Genomic DNA, 15,476 nt, shown 5'->3' on the forward strand with positions numbered 1-15,476 from the left:
GAAATCACGCTTTGATCGAGGTTGCGATCAGTTGTCGAAATCGACGGTTTCGATCAATTTCAGGGCGGTGCCGCGCAGTTTAGCCAGATCCATCAGGTTGACCTCATCCGCCGTGAAGCTGCCCCAGCTTTTGACCAGACCGTCGGCTTCGGTGCCCGGTGCAATAGGGTATTCGAAGTTGGCTTCGGCGTAAATTTCCTGTGCAACGGGTGACGTCAGGAATTCCATCATCTTCAGCGCGTTTTCACGGTTCGGGGCGGCTTTGGTCATGGCGACGCCCGAGATGTTCACGTGGGTGCCAGCGTTTTCAAAGGTCGGGAAAACGATGTTCACGCTTTCGGCCCAGGCTTTCTGCTCAGGGTCTTTCAGCATTTTGCCCATGTAGTAGGTGTTGCCGACCGAGATGTCGCATTCGCCGGACCAGATCGCCTTGACCTGCGCGCGGTCGTTGCCTTGCGGTTTGCGCGCCAGGTTGGCTTTGACGCCTTCCAGCCAGGTTTTGGCACCTTCTTCACCAAGGTGGTGGATGACGGCGGTGGTCAGCGCGACGTTATAGGCATGGGTGCCCGAACGGGTGCAGTAGCGGCCTTTCCACTTGGGGTCGGCCAGATCTTCGTAGGTGGTGATGTCACCCTCGGCCACGCGGTCCTTTGAGACGTAGAAGATCCGGGCGCGTGTGGTCAGGCCCCACCAGTGGCCTTCGGGGTCGCGGTAGGTGGCGGGCACGTTGGCCTCCAGCACGTCGGAGTCGACGGCCTGGGTCACACCGGCGTTAACCACTGCGCTGAGACGCGAGATATCAACGGTGAAGACCAGATCGGCGGGCGAACGGTCGCCTTCAGCCTGCAGGCGTTCAACCATGCCCTTTTTCAGGTAGGCCACATTGACCTTGATGCCTGTTTCGGCGGTGAACGCATCGGTCAGCGGCTTGATCAGCTCAGGCTGGCGATAGGAATAAACGTTCACAACCTCTTCGGCGACGGCCGGAGCGGCAACAGCCAGGCCCAGAGCGGAGAGCGCAGCAAATTTCATTTGTTTGAACATGGTCGAACCTCATTGGGATCTATTGGGATGATTGCGTTAAATAATCCTGCCTGCGCCCGGTCAATACCTGAATTAAAAAATCAGGTACTGGTCTTGGCTGCTTTCTCCTCCAGTTTCACCGCATCCCAGAGGGCATCCATCTCTTCCAATGTGCTGTCCTGGGGGCGTTTTCCGTCTGCGGCCAGCCGCGCCTCGACCCCTTCGAAACGGCGAATAAATTTGGTGTTTGCGGCGCGCAGGGCGGCCTCAGGCTCCACCTCAAAATGGCGGGCCAGATTGGCCATGACGAACAGCAGATCGCCAAATTCTTCTTCGACCTCAGCCTGGGTCAGCGTGTCGCGGGCCTCAACCAGTTCGCCGGCTTCCTCAACGATCTTGTCCAGAACGTTTCTGGCATCGGGCCAGTCAAACCCAACCCGTGCGGCGCGTTTTTGCAGCTTCACCGCGCGCAGCAACGCGGGCAGGCCCACCGCGACACCATCCAATGTGCCTTGCTGGGCTTTGCCTGCGCGTTCCGCCGCTTTGATGGTTTCCCAATCCTTGGTCTGCTGTTCTGCCGATTTGTCGCGGTTTTCGTCGCCAAAAACATGCGGATGGCGGGCCACCATTTTGTCAGACATGGTGTCGGCCACCTCATCAAAGGTGAACAGGCCAGCCTCTTCGGCCATCTGGGCATGAAAGACGGATTGGAACAGCAGGTCGCCCAGCTCTCCCTTCAACTCACCCCATTCCTGCCGTTCGATCGCATCGGCGACCTCATAGGCTTCCTCAATCGTGTAGGGCGCAATGGTGGCAAAGTTCTGCTCAATATCCCAGGGGCAGCCGGTTTCAGGATCGCGCAGGGCCCGCATGATTTCCAAGAGACGGTCCATCCCACCGTTTGGATCATGGATCAGGGCGTCGTTGCGGGGGCTTGTCATCTGCGCTCTCCTTCAGAGGGTGTTGCCGGCAGATTAGGCAAAGCGCGCCGGAGAGGGAAGCCGCAGAAGGGTGCGTGTGGCAGAAGAACGAGTGCCCCCATTTGCAACGCCGTCAATCCGCGCTAGACCAACGCCAAGAGACTACATCTGGGAGCAACTGACATGCCCGTCATCAACCGCATCGCCGGTTTCGCCGAGGATATGACCGCCTGGCGTCGCCATCTTCATGAAAACCCTGAACTGGGCTTTGACTGTTTTGAAACCGCCGCTTTCGTTGAGGGGAAACTGCGCGAGTTTGGCATCACCGAGATTCACACAGGCATCGCCAAAACCGGGGTTGTGGCGCTGATCCGCGGGCAGGGCGATAGCGAAAATGGTCCCGTGATCGGGCTGCGTGCAGACATGGACGCGCTGCCGATGCCAGAGGAAACCGGGCTGCCCTATGCCTCCAAGGTGGAGGGCAAGATGCACGCCTGCGGCCATGACGGTCATACCACGATGCTGCTGGGTGCCGCGAAATACCTGAATGAAACCAAAAACTTCTCAGGCACTGTTGCGCTGATCTTCCAGCCCGCCGAAGAAGATGGCGGCGGCGGCGGTGTCATGGTCGAAGAGGGTGTGATGGACCGGTTTGGCATCGATCAGGTCTACGGTATCCACAACGCGCCCGGCGTGCCCTTCGGTATGATGCAGACCACACCGGGGCCGATCATGGCGGCGGTGGACACCTTCCACATCAATATCACCGGTGTTGGCGGTCATGGCGCGCAGCCACATGTCAGCAAGGATCCGGTTGTGGCGGCCGTGGGCATCGTGCAGGCCATTCAGACGATTTCCAGCCGCAACCACTATGCGCTAAACGATCTGGTGATCTCGGTCACGCAGATCCACACCGGGTCGGCGGAAAACGTCATCCCGGAAACCGCCTATATCAACGGCACCGTGCGCACCTTTGACAAGGATGTGCAGAAACTTGTCATGCAGCGGATGCAGGAAATCTGTGACGGCATGGGCCCGGCCTACGGGGTTGAGGCCAAGCTGGACTATGAGGTCTGGTATCCCGCCACCATCAACGATGCCGCCAAAACCGCCTTTGCCGCCGATGTCGCGCGTGAGGTTGTGGGTGGTGAAAACGTGCAGGATGACATCAGCCGCGAAATGGGGGCGGAGGATTTCTCCTACATGCTGGAGGCGCGGCCGGGCGCTTACCTGTTCCTTGGCGCAGGTGAAGGCGCTGCGGTGCATAACACCAAATATAACTTCAACGATGAGATCAGCCCGATCGGCGCGTCCTTCTTTGTCAGATTGGTGGAAACGGCGCAGCCGGTTTGATCTGTATCGGGGGCAGCACGACGCGTGTGCTGATCCCGCATTGACCTTGGCGGGGGTCTTGATAGAATTTGATCAAATTTGGATCCATCTCATAGAGGGAGGCAGCCACAATGGCGCTGGAAGATGCAAAACACCAAGTAGATGAGGCGTTTACCCGCGAAGATCTGCGTGGCTTGACCTATGAAAACACCTTTGGTGGCGCGCCGTCCTTCCTGCGCCGCAAATACACCAAGGATCTGACCGGTGTGGATCTGGCCGTCACCGGGGTGCCCTTTGACCATGCGGTGACCAACCGTCCCGGCACCCGCTTTGGCCCGCGTGCCATTCGTGAAGCCAGCGCCTTGCAGTCACCGGATCCCGCCTATGGTTGGGATGGCTATGATGCACTGAGTGAGCTGAGCATCGTGGATTATGGCGATGTGGCCTATGACTACGCCAAAATCGCTGAATTTCCCGGCGTGCTGGAGGAGCATATCCGCACCATCCTGAAGGCCGGTGTTGGCACCATCACCCTGGGCGGTGACCACTTCATCACGCTACCGATCCTGAAGGCCTATGCTGAAAAATACGGGCCGTTGAGCGTCATTCAGGTTGATGCCCATTCCGACCTCTGGCCGGATGATGACTATGATCGGATCGATCACGGCACCTTTATGTATAAGGCGGTGAAGCTGGGCATTATTGATCCCAAACGCTCGGTCCAGATCGGTATCCGTACAACGGTTGAGGACTCGCTTGGGTTCAACGTGATTGATGCGCGGGCGGTCCATGAAAAAGGCGCAGCTGCCGCCGCGGCGCAGGTGAAAGAGATCGTTGGCGATCATCCTAGCTACCTGACCTTTGACATTGACGGTCTTGACCCGGCCTTTGCCCCCGGCACCGGCACGCCGGTCTGGGGTGGCCTCAGCTCGGGTCAGGCGGCGATCCTGCTGCGCGATCTGGCGGGCATCAATCTGGTGGGCGGCGATGTGGTTGAGGTCTCACCCCCCTTTGACACCACCGGGGCCACGGCCGTTGCAGGTGCCCATGTGGCGCTGGAACTGATCAGCCTTTGGGGCTGGACGCGGCGCAAGGGTTAAACCCATGATCAAGGCGCCGCGGCTCATGTTTCGCGGCGCCCATTTTAAACACAGAACTGAGGGGCGTTTGATGAAGTGGCTGATACTGATCCTGCTGGTTGCAATGGGCTACATCCGCTTTGCCCCCAGTGACCCAACCCGTTGGCACCGCCCGGTCGAAGGGCAAGCCGATCGCGATTGGCCCAATGGTGTGCTGCGCCTGACCGAGGCAAGTCTGGCGGATCTGGATGCAGTGGCGCAGGACTGGCCGCGCACCAAACTGCTGGCCGGATCCGTGGATGAGGGCAGGATGACCTATGTAACCCGCACCGCGCTCTGGGGCTTTCCGGATTACACAACGGTTGAGGCCCGCGAGACGGGCAGCGCGATCTACGCCCGCCTGCGGTTTGGTCGGTCAGATTTTGGCGTCAACAGCCGCCGTGTTGCGCAATGGCTTGCGGCTTTGCGGTAGCTCTGAGGTAAAGCAGCCCGCGCTCAGCTCGCGCCACATCGGCACATTCAGCGACATCTGGCATTGCGCCATAAACATGCGGCCATCCACCTGCATGCAGATGGTTTCCCCCAGTTCGATCCGCGCGCCGCTGCGATCCGTGCAGTAACACTCAATCGTTTTGCCGCCGCTGCTGACATCGGCGAGGATGGGCAGCGGCACCAGGCTCAGAGCCGCCACTGCTAGTTTAGGCAATAAACATCTCATGCGGTCAGGGTAGCACAGGCTGCGCTCTTGACCAAATCAGCAGAATAAGAAACACCGACACCCATGATTTCACTGGACCGACTAGAGCAGATCACCAGCCGTTTTGGCTATATCGAGGCGCAGATGGCCGAAGGGGGTGGCGACATCGCCGCGCTTGGGCGCGAATATGCGGAACTGCGCCCGGTGGTTGAACAAATCACCGCCTACAAACAGCTGCTTTCAGACCTCGAAGAGGCCGAGTTGATGCTGGAAGATCCCGAAATGAAGGATCTGGCCGAGGAGGAACTGCCCGCGCTGAAAGCTGCCTTGCCAGAGGCCGAGGCCGCGCTGCAACTGGCGCTGTTGCCCAAGGATGCAGCGGATGCGCGGCCCGCGATGATCGAAATCCGCCCCGGTACGGGCGGCGATGAGGCGGCATTGTTTGCCGGCGATCTGCTGCGGATGTATCAGCGCTACGCCGAGGCGCGTGGCTGGACCTTCAAGGTGATTGAGTTGAATGAGACCGAGCTGGGCGGCATCAAAGAGGTGACCGCCCATGTGAAGGGTGAGGGCGTCTTTGCCCGGCTGAAATACGAAAGCGGCGTGCACCGGGTGCAGCGTGTGCCGGAAACCGAAAGTGGCGGGCGCATCCATACCTCTGCCGCCACTGTGGCCGTGCTGCCCGAGGCCGAAGATGTCGACATCCACATTGATGCCAATGACATCCGGATTGACACCATGCGCTCCTCAGGCGCGGGTGGGCAGCACGTGAACACCACGGATTCAGCAGTGCGGATCACCCACCTGCCGAGCGGCATCGTGGTCACCAGCTCGGAAAAATCGCAGCACCGCAACCGCGAAATCGCGATGCAGGTTCTGAAGACAAGGCTCTATGATATGGAGCGGCAGCGAATTGACAGCGAACGTTCGGCGGATCGGAAATCGCAGGTCGGCTCGGGCGATCGCTCCGAACGGATCCGCACCTATAACTTCCCGCAGGGCCGGATGACCGATCACCGGATCAACCTGACGCTTTATAAGCTGGATCAGGTGATGCAGGGCGATCTGGATGAGGTGATCGATGCGCTAACGGCGGATCATCAGGCCGCGCTGCTGGCTGAGATGGACGCATGATCACGGTGCAGGCGCTGCTGTTGCAGGCGGGTGCGGATCTGCGCACAGCCGGAATTGATGGCGGTGATGCGCGCGCGCTTCTGGCGCATATCCTTTCAGTGCCGCGCGACCGGTTGGTGTTGATGGGCCCGGATGAGGTCAGCGCAGACGATCAGGCGCGCTTTGCGGCGGCCCTCGCAGAACGCTTGCGCCGCCGACCTGTCTCCAAGATCATTGGCACAAGGCTGTTCTGGGGCCGGTCGTTTGTGGTGACCGAAGACGTGCTGGATCCCCGGCCTGAAACAGAAAGCCTGATTGCCGAGGCATTGGCGGGACCGACACCTGACCGGATCCTAGATCTTGGCGCAGGGACAGGCTGTATCCCCCTGACATTGCTGGCTGAATGGCCTGAGGCGTCGGCGGTTGCCTGTGACATCAGCAACACCGCGCTGGCTGTCGCGGCACAGAACGCAGCGGCGCTGGACCTCACGGATCGGATCACATTTCTGCAGTCAGACTGGTTTGACCGCGTGGAGGGGGTGTTTGATCTGATCACCTCAAACCCGCCCTATATTTCTGAGGCGGAAATGGCGGAGTTGAGCCCCGAAGTGCACAATCATGACCCCCATTTGGCGCTGACGCCCGGCGGTGACGGGCTGTCACCTTACCGCGTGCTGGCGCAGGGGACGTTAACCCATTTGAAACCCGGGGGGCGTATCCTGGTGGAAATCGGCTGGCGGCAGGGGCCGGATGTGGCAGCGATTTTTGCCGATGCGGGGCTGGCAGAGGTTCGCGTCCTTCCAGACATGGACGGGCGTGACCGCGTGGTTTCGGCCGTCTTTGCGGGGTAATTGGGGCAATTGGCAGCCCAAGCGCGCTTGTTGCGCCAAAAAATCGCCTATCGGGGGGATTTTTCGCGCTTTCCTCTTGTCACAGGCGGGGTTGGCGGCTACTCAGGTGGTGTTGAGGCGCTGGATGCTCTGACGCTCCCGCTCAACGCCAAGCCACAAATGTCGTGATCCCGGTAGGAATAAGAGCGCAAGAGGCGTGAAGCGGGTCCGACATGGATGAGATTTGAAGGCTGGACAGCAGTAATATGAGATCTTCGAAATCCCGTTCGCGGTCCAAATCGAACCGCAACAACAATCGCTCCGTTGGCAATATTGTAAACCGCGTGTTCGACAGCTCGGGGCCTGAGGGCAAGGTGCGTGGCACCCCGCAGCAGATCATCGACAAATACAATCAGCTGGCCCGTGATGCGCAGCTGGCCAACGATCGTGTTGCGACCGAGAACTTTCAGCAGCACGCAGAACATTATCTGCGCATGCTGAGTCAGGCTCAAAAAGAGCAGGACGCGCGCCGCGAACAGCAGGAACAGCAAAACCGCGAACGTCAGGCCGAGCGGGATCGTGAACGCGCCGCCCGTCAGGAACGCGAAGCGGCCACACCGCCAAGCGCCGCCGGTACCGGTGATCAGCCCGATTTGCTGGACGCCCCCGTTGCCACCCCGACCGAAGGTTCGGAGGAAAGCGGTCTGGTGGAAACGCCTGAAAACAAAACCGAAAAGCCCAAGCGCGCCGCAAAACCGCGCCGTCCGCGCAAGCCCAAGGCCGAGGCGCAGCCCGCGGCAGAGGCAGCCCCGCCCGCTGACGCCCCAGCGCAGCCCGAAGCGCCCGACGCCCCGGAAGCGGCTGAATAATCAAAGTCAGACATGACAATAAAGGCCCCGCTAATGTGCGGGGCCTTTTTGTTTGGGCAAGGCCTCGGACTTCTTAAGTTAATCAGCCTGCCGACAGATTGCGGGCCAGGGCACAGAATTGTTCCAGGCCTACGGTTTCGGCGCGGTCCGTTGGCTTGATGCCTGAGGCGATCAGGCGATCCTCCAGATCAGGGGCCAGCCCCTTCAGCGCGGCGCGCAGCATTTTGCGGCGTTGGTTAAACGCCTTGGCCACCACCATTTCCAGCTTCTTCGCATCGGCCTCAAAGCGCGGTTCGGGCAGCGCGGTCAGGTTGACCACGGCCGAATGCACCTTGGGCGGCGGGTTGAAGGCCTCTGGTGGCAGGCCCAGCACGATGCGGGCATCGGTGCGCCATTGCGCCAGAATGGCCAGCCGGCCGTAGGCTTTGCTACCGGGTTGGGCCACGATCCGTTCGGCAACCTCACGCTGGAACATCAGCGTCAGGGAGGACCAGAAGGGCGGCCACTTTTTCGGCGTCAGCCAACGCACCAGCAGTTCGGTGCCGACGTTATAGGGCAGGTTCGCGGCCACCCGGATCGGCGGCGTCAGGTGTTCCAGCGGGTTGACCTCCAGCGCGTCGCCGTTGATCACCTGCAGCTGTCCCGGATAGGCGTCGGAGATTTCGGCAAGCGCCGCCATACAGCGACTGTCCTTCTCAATCGCCAGAACCTTGCGCGCGCCTTCGGCCAGCAGACCACGGGTCAGGCCGCCGGGGCCGGGGCCCACCTCCAAAACGTCACATTCGCTGAGGTCACCGGCAAGGCGGGCGATCTTGGAGGTCAGGTTCAGATCCAACAGGAAGTTCTGGCCCAGCGATTTTTTGGCCGCGATCCCGTGGGTGTCGATGACCTGACGCAACGGGGGCAGAGAGTCGATGCCGCTCATGCGGGCTCCTTCGGGGTTTGGGCGCGGGCCTTGGCCATGATGGCCGCCTGGCGCAGCGCCTCAATTGTTGAGCTGGCATTTGCAACACCTTGGCCGGCAATGTCAAAGGCTGTGCCATGATCCGGTGAGGTGCGGATGAAAGGCAGGCCAAGGGTGACATTGACGCCCTCATCAAACCCGATGGTCTTGATCGGGATCAACGCCTGATCGTGATACATGCAGACCGCCGCATCATAGCCCTGACGGGCGCGTGCGTGAAACATCGTGTCGGCTGACATCGGGCCCTTGAGCGCAAAGCCTTCGCCTTGCATGTCTGCGATCAGCGCGTTGATCCAGTTCAGTTCTTCCCGGCCCATCGCACCACCTTCACCGGCATGAGGGTTGAGGCCTGCAATGGCAATCACCGGATCCGCAATGCCGTAGTCACGGCGCAAGGCGGCATCGGTGATTTCAATGGTTTTGCGCAGCAACTCTGGCGTCAGCTGGTGCGGCACCTCTGACAGCGCGATATGGATGGTGGTGGGCACCACCTTCAACGCGTCGCAGGCCAGCATCATCACCACCTGATCCACTTCGGCCAGCGCGGCCAGATATTCGGTGTGTCCAGGATAAGCAAAGCCTGCGCCGTCCTGCAACGCCTTCTTGTGGATCGGCAGGGTGCAGAGGGCCGAGGCATCGCCGGATTGCACCAGGTCCACGCCGCGGGCGATCACATCAATGACCCCTTGGGCATTGGCGGCATCCGGCTGGCCGGGAACGGCGGCTTGGGCGAAATCATGGCGCAGGAGCGGCAGACCCCGCGACATGGCGCCTATGGCCTCCGCAGGGGATGCGATTTCGACAATACTGGCGCCTTCTGGCAGATGTGCGGGATCGCCAATCAGGAAAAACGGCAGTTCATCGCGCAGGGCTTTCCAGGCCGAAACCGCCAGTTCCGGCCCGATGCCCGCAGGTTCGCCGCAGGTCAGCGCAATTGGTGCCGTCATCACTCTTGGATCCGCGCATCCGTGCGCAGTTCATCCAGATACGCGTTGGCGAAACTGTCCAGCTGCTGGTTGCGCAGCTGGCGCGAGACATCTTCGCGTGAGGTGTCTTCGGCCAAGGCCGGGGTGCGGCCGCACATCATCAGGAAGATCAGCTCTTGCCCGTTTGCACGTGTCAGATTGGTGGAGACTTCGCCCGCGTCCAATTTGCCAAGCTCCACCGCAATGTCGCGCGGCAGGTCTCTGGGGGCAAGGCTTTGGCGGTCCAGCCGTTCCGGCGCCAGGCCGTAGTTTTCACCATAGAGGTCATCGCAGGTGTCGACCTCGGATTCGATCCGGGCGGCTTCGGCCAGGGTTTCGGCACTTCGGCCACCGGGCAGGTACAGTGCGGCATATTCCACCGCCGCAATCTCAGGCGCGCGATAGGCGTTTTCCGCAATGCCGCGCATCTGGAACACGGCAAGTGCACCCTGCATCGGAATGACCGAGGTGGTTTCTGCCGGTGCAAGGCTCAGCAGGACCGGGCGCAGTGGCTCTGGCAGCTGGTTGATCGGCAACCAGCCCAGTTTGCCACCGGTTTCGCGGGTGCGGGCGGCAGAAAACCGCTCCGCCGCTTGGGCGAAATCGGCGTAATTGTCGATCTGCGCCACCTGTTCGGCAATCTCGACAATCTGTTCTTCATATCCCTCACGCAGCGGGATCACCACCTCTGACAGCAGCACCCGCACCGAGGCGCGGTTGCCCAGTGCATCCATCGCGCGGTCAATGTCGGTTTCGCTGACAGAAACGCGCGGGGCAAAGCGTGCGCCGACAACCTGTCGCCACATCAGGCCCGAGCGAACGAAGGCGAAAATCGTTTCTTTTTCAACACCTTCCTGCGCGGCCAGTTCCAGGAACTGTTCCGGTTTCAGGTTGCCACGGGCGGCAAATTCCGCCACGCCACCGGCAATGGCTTCATCACTGATCTGCACGCCAATGCTGCGTGCGGCCACTTCTTTCAGGCGATCATCGATCAGCTGTTCGCGAGCCAGCTTTTCCAGATTGCCGGGGGTGTTGATCAGGGTCAGGAAGGCGATGCGCTGTTCCAGCTCAAACCGGGTGATTACCTGATCATCCACTTTGATGACCGGGGCAAAAAGGCCCTGTGCCATACTGGGGGTGGCACCGCTCAACAGGGCGCCCGCGGTGGCTGCGGCAAGGAAAATCCGTCGCATGTTGGTTTTCATCATCGTTTTAGTTCCTGCAACTGCGCGTATAGCTGTTATCTGTTTTGCCTGTGGTAAACCCGGTCAGGTTCACGGTGAAATCTACCGATGTCGATGCGTCGACGTTAGTGGATGTGGTGAAGCGGCGCGAGAGGGAAAGCTGCGCGATCACACATTCATTACGGTAATTCAGCCCCAGTTTCGCTTCGGCCAGGCTGTCACCGGCCACATCGTAACGCCATTCGGTGGAGCCGGTCCAATGTCGGGCAAAGCGGTAGCGGCCATCGATGGCCCATTCCGAAATGGTCTGGGTGCGATCCTCAGCCGTGTCTTTGCCCAGCCAGACGTAGGAGGCTGAGACCGCCGAATAGGCGTTGGACCAATCCGCGCGTGCCTCGGCCTTATCGACCTCCAGACCATTGTCCAAAAGCGTGCGGGCTGAGAAGGCGAAGCCGCTGTCCAATTTCAGATGTCCCGCAACCAGCAGGTCGGAATAGCGCCCGCTGAGGCCGGAAGTTTGCGAAAACTCGGATTGGGCTTCGTCGCGGTAAATCTGGCCAAGGGTCAACGAGGACCACAGCCGATCGCTTTGACGGGTCCAGCGCAGGCCAAGCGCGGCCTGTGCGCCGCGTTCACGCCGATCTTCGCCGGTGAAGCGTGACAGCGACAGGAGGTTGCCATCGTCCAGCTCACTCCGGGTGCTTTCCTCATTCGGGATGCCATCATTGCTGCCGCCAACCCAGCCGACCATAGCCATCGGCTCCAGCAGGTGGCGGACGCCGTTGGCGTTTTGCTTCATCAGCGGCCAACGCAGAGTGACCTGCGTGCTGGGGGTGACCTGGGTCATCGTGTCAGAGCTGCTGCTGTCCTGCGCGACCGAGAAGCCATCGATGGCAACCCCCAGCGCGTATTCCATCCGCAGCCCATAGGCCAGGGTCCAGTCACGGCGCCAATTCGCAGCGATATTGGCGCGGCGGACATCGCGACCCAGAATATCCTCATCAGAGTAGCGGAACAGGGTGCCGACGGCCGCACTTGTGGTCAGCTCACCACCAAATCGCAGCGGCTGATAGCGCTTTTCCCAATAACCGTTGGTCACGATGGTCGGCAGCTGCGAATTGTCTTCGTCTTCGCGCAGGGTCTGATAGGTGGTCAGCGCGCCGCGCATATACTCATCCCGGCGCACCCGGCTGATCGCCACCTCTGAGGCAAGCCGGTCCCGGGTGGAGTAGTCATAATCCAGCAGATAGGCGTTATCTGTGACCGCCTGTACCTGCAGATCCAGCTTGAAATCCCGCGCCAAATCAAACTGCCCTTCGCCGAAGAGGTAGCCGCGGCTGGCCGCTTCTAGTGAGTCGTCAGAGACCGCGCCCTCCACCGTGATCCGCCCATTGCGGAAGGCCTGACGGTAGCGCAGCTCCAACGTGCGGGTCTGCGGTGACACATAGGGCGTCAGGGTCAGATCACGGTGATCGCCCATGCGGATAAAATAGGGGATCCGGATGCCCAGACCCAACTGACTGCTTTGTTTCAGCGACGGGATCAGAAAGCCCGAAGCGCGGTCCAGCGTGGGATCCGGCAGACGCAGACGCGGCAGCCAGAGGATCGGCACGTCCAGCACCCGCAATTGGGCATTGTCAAAGTAGAGCTGACGTTCTTCGGTGTCATGGGTCGTTTTCTGTGCCCGGATTTGCCACAGCGGCGGACGGCCGGTTTCACAGACCCGGCAGGAGGTCGCCGCCACCTTGTAGAGCTGCGAATAACGCCCGCCGACGCGGCTCAGCTGGTTGGCGGCCAGTTGGACCCGCTGATCGATGATCATCCGGGCGCCCAGCATCATGCCGTTTTCAAACTTTGAATCCAGCTGCGCCGACCCGGCAAGAATCTGAACGTCCTTGCCATCATCCAGGGTGATTGGCCCCTCAATGGTCAGCTTATCCTCTTTGCGGTCATAGGTGACCTTGCTGGCGCGCAAGCGCTGGCCGTCATGGAATACCTCAACATTGCCAGACGCGATCAACAGATTGCGCCCCTCAACCTGCAGGCTGTCGGCCACCAGAACGGCGTTCTGCGTGGTTTCTGCAGGCGTCAGTGCCGCAGATTGCGCCAGCGCCACGCCTGCGGGCATCGCGGCAAGCGGCAGACCGATCATTGAAGCGGCCACAAGGGATTTCAGCTGGCGTTTTGTCATCCATCTTCCATATGCAATAGCAGTCCAAGCGCCAACATCACTGCGGCCACCGGCGGTGTCCATGCGGCAATGTAAATCGAAATTTGTCCATTTTCACCAAGGATTTGCGCGAAGTTTCGGATGTAGTAAAGGCCAAATCCCAACATGATTGAGGTCAGCACCGCCAGACCAGTGCGGCCAAAACGGCTGTGGCGCATAGTAAAGGCTGAGGCGATCATCACCATCGCCACCAAAAACAGCGGCCGGGCCAGTTCGCGCTGCAGCCAAACCGCATGGCGGCGGGCGGAAAACCCAGCCTCACCCAATTGATCAATATAGGCCGGCAGGTCCCAGATTGAGATTGTGCTGGGCACGCCGAAACTGTCACGGATCCGTTCCTGGGTCAGGTTGGAGGCGATGCGCATCTCCGCCCGTTCTTCGGCAGCGGCTTCGGGATTGTCGGTGGCAACCAGCGGCCAGATCTTCGCATTTGTCAGCCGCCATTCGCCACGGGCCAGTTCGGCGCTTTCGGCCTCAATCCGGCTGCTGGGGCCCTGTTCGGAGCGGTAGTTCAGGAAGGTCACATCGTAAAAGATGGTGCCAGAGGTATTGGCGCGGGAGGCCCGGATCACGGTTTGCCCCCCTTCGCCGCCCTGACGCAGCCACAGGCCTTCGGCGCTGATCGAAAACACCTGCGAGGTGCCACTGCGATAGCTTTCATAAAGCGCCTCATAGCGTTTTGACGTGGTGGCGACGATCGGGTTGAACACGGCCACGGCAATGACGCCGATCATGGCAGCCACCAGCAGCGGCGACAGCAGGCTGCGCATGGCGGAGCGGCCAGCGGCACGGGTCACCACCAGCTCGGACGAGCGGGCAAGCCCCAGAAACAGGCTGATGGTGGTAAGGATCATCACCAGAGGCAGGATGTCATAAAGCGCCTTTGGGGTGTTGAGCAGGGTCAGCTCAAAAATCTTGCCCAGCGGAATGCCGCGCGCCGAAAACCGGCTGATCTGTTCGACCAGATCAATCAGCAGCATCAGCAGGAAAAACACCCCCAGAATGCCGGCAAAGATGGTGGCGAATTTCCGCGCAAAATACAGATCCAGCCTCATCCGCTCACCTCCGCGCCTGTCGGCTGCGCCCTGCGGCGGCGGCCGCGTGGGCGGGCGGCGATCTGCAGCATCACTGCTGACATCGCAAGACCCACGACGGAGGGCGCATAGACCAGCGGCCACATCTCGGCATTTGCCCGAACAGCGTCGGTGGCCAGACCTTCAACCAGTTTCACGATCACCAGCAGAACCAGCGCGCCGACAATCTGACGCCATACGCCAAAGCGGGAAAACTGCCCCAGCAGGAGGGTGGAAAACCCTATCAACGCCGCCGCGAGGCAGAGGAAGGCCTGATTGACCCGGAAATGCAGCTGCTCCACCACAAAGGCGCGGCTTTTGCGGGTTTCTTCGGCAACCTTATCGATCTGGCCGATCAGCTCCCATGTCGGGCGGTGTTTGGTGTCGCGTCGGCCGCTCTTGGGGCTGCCCAGCAAGGCGCTGATGTCATAGGCGAAATCATCAAAGGTGGTGGTGAACAACCGTTTGTCTGATGCCATGTAGCTCTGCGCCAGGCCGTCGACCATCACCAGTTTCACGACGCCCTGGTCCTGAATGAGAAAGGCTTGATTGGCGGTGTAGCTCAGCGCCCGTTCAGGATCGCGACGGTCCGACAGGAACACATCGTTCAACGCCCCATCCTGAGTGATTTCGCGGATATAGAAGGTGATCCCATCCGCCGGATGCAGGAACGTCCCCTCGGTCAGCAACCGGGCTGTAATATTGCGGGAAATCTCATTTTCCCGCTGTTTCATCTGATCCAGACTGATCGGCACCAGCATATGGGTCAGCACGGACATCAAAACGCCGATGATCAGCCCGTAATAGACCACGGGCCGCGCCAGCCGCCACGGGCTGAACCCGGTGGCCTGCATGACCACCAGCTCGGATTCGTTGCTGAGGCGGTTGGTGACATAGACGGAGCCTGCAAAAACCGCCATTGGCAGCACCAGCCGGATCACATTCGGCAGGGTCAGCGCGGTAAATTCAAGGAAGACAAAGGCCGATTGTCCGTCGCCAATCAGTCGATCAAACAGCCGCACCGCCTGATTGATCCAATAGATCGACACCAGCACCAGCGCAAAGAAGCCGAACAGCACCATAAGCTGCGACAGCATATATCTGTCGAATCTCGACAATTGGCCCCCCAAGGCAGTCTTGTTCTTGTGCCGCACACTACTGCAACTTGCGGCGGGGGAAAACTGCTATCTGGCATTG

Annotated in this window: 15 protein-coding genes; 6 read left to right on the forward strand and 9 right to left on the reverse strand. The window is 60.4% G+C overall.

Annotated elements, in window-relative coordinates; translation table 11 throughout:
* Positions 1 to 27: 27 nt before the first annotated feature.
* Positions 28 to 1,032 carry a Fe(3+) ABC transporter substrate-binding protein gene (locus ACORLH_RS10750; protein WP_321832810.1) on the reverse strand — a complete coding sequence of 335 codons (1,005 nt, stop codon included), beginning with the start codon at positions 1,030 to 1,032 and terminating at the stop codon, positions 28 to 30.
* 92 nt (positions 1,033 to 1,124) lie between these two features.
* The gene (gene mazG / locus ACORLH_RS10755) at positions 1,125 to 1,964 is read right to left on the reverse strand and encodes a nucleoside triphosphate pyrophosphohydrolase (protein ID WP_321832669.1); all 840 of its coding nucleotides are present in this window, start codon (positions 1,962 to 1,964) and stop codon (positions 1,125 to 1,127) included.
* 162 nt (positions 1,965 to 2,126) lie between these two features.
* Between mazG and ACORLH_RS10760 the strand changes: the two genes are divergently transcribed.
* The 3 genes from ACORLH_RS10760 (at position 2,127) to ACORLH_RS10770 (ending at position 4,826) form a co-directional block, all read left to right on the forward strand.
* Positions 2,127 to 3,296 (forward strand): M20 aminoacylase family protein, encoded by a 1,170-nt coding sequence (locus tag ACORLH_RS10760; RefSeq protein WP_321832670.1) that lies wholly within the window; start codon positions 2,127 to 2,129, stop codon positions 3,294 to 3,296.
* A 110-nt stretch (positions 3,297 to 3,406) separates the two neighbouring features.
* Entirely contained in the window at positions 3,407 to 4,375 is a 969-nt protein-coding gene (gene speB / locus ACORLH_RS10765; RefSeq protein WP_321832671.1) for an agmatinase, read from the forward strand.
* Between the two features lie 70 nt (positions 4,376 to 4,445).
* Positions 4,446 to 4,826, forward strand: coding sequence for a DUF1499 domain-containing protein (locus ACORLH_RS10770; protein ID WP_321832672.1), 381 nt, complete (start codon positions 4,446 to 4,448; stop codon positions 4,824 to 4,826).
* Here the strand turns inward: ACORLH_RS10770 and ACORLH_RS10775 are convergent.
* Positions 4,770 to 5,072, reverse strand: coding sequence for a hypothetical protein (locus tag ACORLH_RS10775; protein WP_321832673.1), 303 nt, complete (start codon positions 5,070 to 5,072; stop codon positions 4,770 to 4,772). The genes ACORLH_RS10770 and ACORLH_RS10775 overlap by 57 nt on opposite strands.
* 63 nt (positions 5,073 to 5,135) lie before the next feature.
* Between ACORLH_RS10775 and prfA the strand changes: the two genes are divergently transcribed.
* From prfA to ACORLH_RS10790, 3 genes are all read left to right on the forward strand, one after another.
* On the forward strand, positions 5,136 to 6,185 hold the full coding sequence (gene prfA / locus ACORLH_RS10780; RefSeq protein WP_058241975.1) for a peptide chain release factor 1: 1,050 nt from the start codon (positions 5,136 to 5,138) through the stop codon (positions 6,183 to 6,185).
* The gene (gene prmC / locus ACORLH_RS10785) at positions 6,182 to 7,015 is read left to right on the forward strand and encodes a peptide chain release factor N(5)-glutamine methyltransferase (RefSeq protein WP_321832674.1); all 834 of its coding nucleotides are present in this window, start codon (positions 6,182 to 6,184) and stop codon (positions 7,013 to 7,015) included. The genes prfA and prmC overlap by 4 nt, the downstream gene beginning before the upstream one ends.
* A 245-nt stretch (positions 7,016 to 7,260) precedes the next feature.
* Entirely contained in the window at positions 7,261 to 7,863 is a 603-nt protein-coding gene (locus tag ACORLH_RS10790) for a DUF4167 domain-containing protein (RefSeq protein WP_321832675.1), read from the forward strand.
* A gap of 82 nt (positions 7,864 to 7,945) precedes the next feature.
* Here ACORLH_RS10790 and rsmA read toward each other — a convergent pair whose 3' ends face one another.
* The 6 genes from rsmA to lptF are packed head-to-tail and all read right to left on the reverse strand — an operon-like array spanning position 7,946 to position 15,397.
* Positions 7,946 to 8,788, reverse strand: coding sequence for a 16S rRNA (adenine(1518)-N(6)/adenine(1519)-N(6))-dimethyltransferase RsmA (gene rsmA / locus ACORLH_RS10795; protein ID WP_321832676.1), 843 nt, complete (start codon positions 8,786 to 8,788; stop codon positions 7,946 to 7,948).
* Positions 8,785 to 9,774: a 4-hydroxythreonine-4-phosphate dehydrogenase PdxA gene (gene pdxA / locus ACORLH_RS10800; RefSeq protein WP_321832677.1), complete on the reverse strand. Its 990-nt coding sequence runs from the start codon at positions 9,772 to 9,774 to the stop codon at positions 8,785 to 8,787. The genes rsmA and pdxA overlap by 4 nt, the downstream gene beginning before the upstream one ends.
* Positions 9,774 to 11,000: a peptidylprolyl isomerase gene (locus tag ACORLH_RS10805; RefSeq protein WP_321832678.1), complete on the reverse strand. Its 1,227-nt coding sequence runs from the start codon at positions 10,998 to 11,000 to the stop codon at positions 9,774 to 9,776. Before ACORLH_RS10805 ends, pdxA begins: the two co-directional genes overlap by 1 nt.
* A gap of 4 nt (positions 11,001 to 11,004) precedes the next feature.
* Positions 11,005 to 13,167 (reverse strand): LPS-assembly protein LptD, encoded by a 2,163-nt coding sequence (locus ACORLH_RS10810; protein ID WP_321832679.1) that lies wholly within the window; start codon positions 13,165 to 13,167, stop codon positions 11,005 to 11,007.
* The gene (lptG, locus tag ACORLH_RS10815) at positions 13,164 to 14,261 is read right to left on the reverse strand and encodes an LPS export ABC transporter permease LptG (protein ID WP_058241980.1); all 1,098 of its coding nucleotides are present in this window, start codon (positions 14,259 to 14,261) and stop codon (positions 13,164 to 13,166) included. Before lptG ends, ACORLH_RS10810 begins: the two co-directional genes overlap by 4 nt.
* The gene (gene lptF, locus ACORLH_RS10820) at positions 14,258 to 15,397 is read right to left on the reverse strand and encodes an LPS export ABC transporter permease LptF (RefSeq protein ID WP_321832680.1); all 1,140 of its coding nucleotides are present in this window, start codon (positions 15,395 to 15,397) and stop codon (positions 14,258 to 14,260) included. Before lptF ends, lptG begins: the two co-directional genes overlap by 4 nt.
* Positions 15,398 to 15,476: the final 79 nt, after the last annotated feature.

Origin of the sequence: Thalassovita sp., from assembly GCF_963691685.1 — a bacterium.
Classification (GTDB): domain Bacteria; phylum Pseudomonadota; class Alphaproteobacteria; order Rhodobacterales; family Rhodobacteraceae; genus Thalassobius.

What these genes read in the sequence shown, in the direction of transcription:
- ACORLH_RS10750 (WP_321832810.1), bottom strand. Translation starts at nt 1,032, where the DNA reads ATGAAATTTGCTGCGCTCTCCGCTCTGGGCCTGGCTGTTGCCGCTCCG.
- mazG (WP_321832669.1), bottom strand. Translation starts at nt 1,964, where the DNA reads ATGACAAGCCCCCGCAACGACGCCCTGATCCATGATCCAAACGGTGGG.
- ACORLH_RS10760 (WP_321832670.1), top strand. Translation starts at nt 2,127, where the DNA reads ATGCCCGTCATCAACCGCATCGCCGGTTTCGCCGAGGATATGACCGCC.
- speB (WP_321832671.1), top strand. Translation starts at nt 3,407, where the DNA reads ATGGCGCTGGAAGATGCAAAACACCAAGTAGATGAGGCGTTTACCCGC.
- ACORLH_RS10770 (WP_321832672.1), top strand. Translation starts at nt 4,446, where the DNA reads ATGAAGTGGCTGATACTGATCCTGCTGGTTGCAATGGGCTACATCCGC.
- ACORLH_RS10775 (WP_321832673.1), bottom strand. Translation starts at nt 5,072, where the DNA reads ATGAGATGTTTATTGCCTAAACTAGCAGTGGCGGCTCTGAGCCTGGTG.
- prfA (WP_058241975.1), top strand. Translation starts at nt 5,136, where the DNA reads ATGATTTCACTGGACCGACTAGAGCAGATCACCAGCCGTTTTGGCTAT.
- prmC (WP_321832674.1), top strand. Translation starts at nt 6,182, where the DNA reads ATGATCACGGTGCAGGCGCTGCTGTTGCAGGCGGGTGCGGATCTGCGC.
- ACORLH_RS10790 (WP_321832675.1), top strand. Translation starts at nt 7,261, where the DNA reads ATGAGATCTTCGAAATCCCGTTCGCGGTCCAAATCGAACCGCAACAAC.
- rsmA (WP_321832676.1), bottom strand. Translation starts at nt 8,788, where the DNA reads ATGAGCGGCATCGACTCTCTGCCCCCGTTGCGTCAGGTCATCGACACC.
- pdxA (WP_321832677.1), bottom strand. Translation starts at nt 9,774, where the DNA reads ATGACGGCACCAATTGCGCTGACCTGCGGCGAACCTGCGGGCATCGGG.
- ACORLH_RS10805 (WP_321832678.1), bottom strand. Translation starts at nt 11,000, where the DNA reads ATGATGAAAACCAACATGCGACGGATTTTCCTTGCCGCAGCCACCGCG.
- ACORLH_RS10810 (WP_321832679.1), bottom strand. Translation starts at nt 13,167, where the DNA reads ATGACAAAACGCCAGCTGAAATCCCTTGTGGCCGCTTCAATGATCGGT.
- lptG (WP_058241980.1), bottom strand. Translation starts at nt 14,261, where the DNA reads ATGAGGCTGGATCTGTATTTTGCGCGGAAATTCGCCACCATCTTTGCC.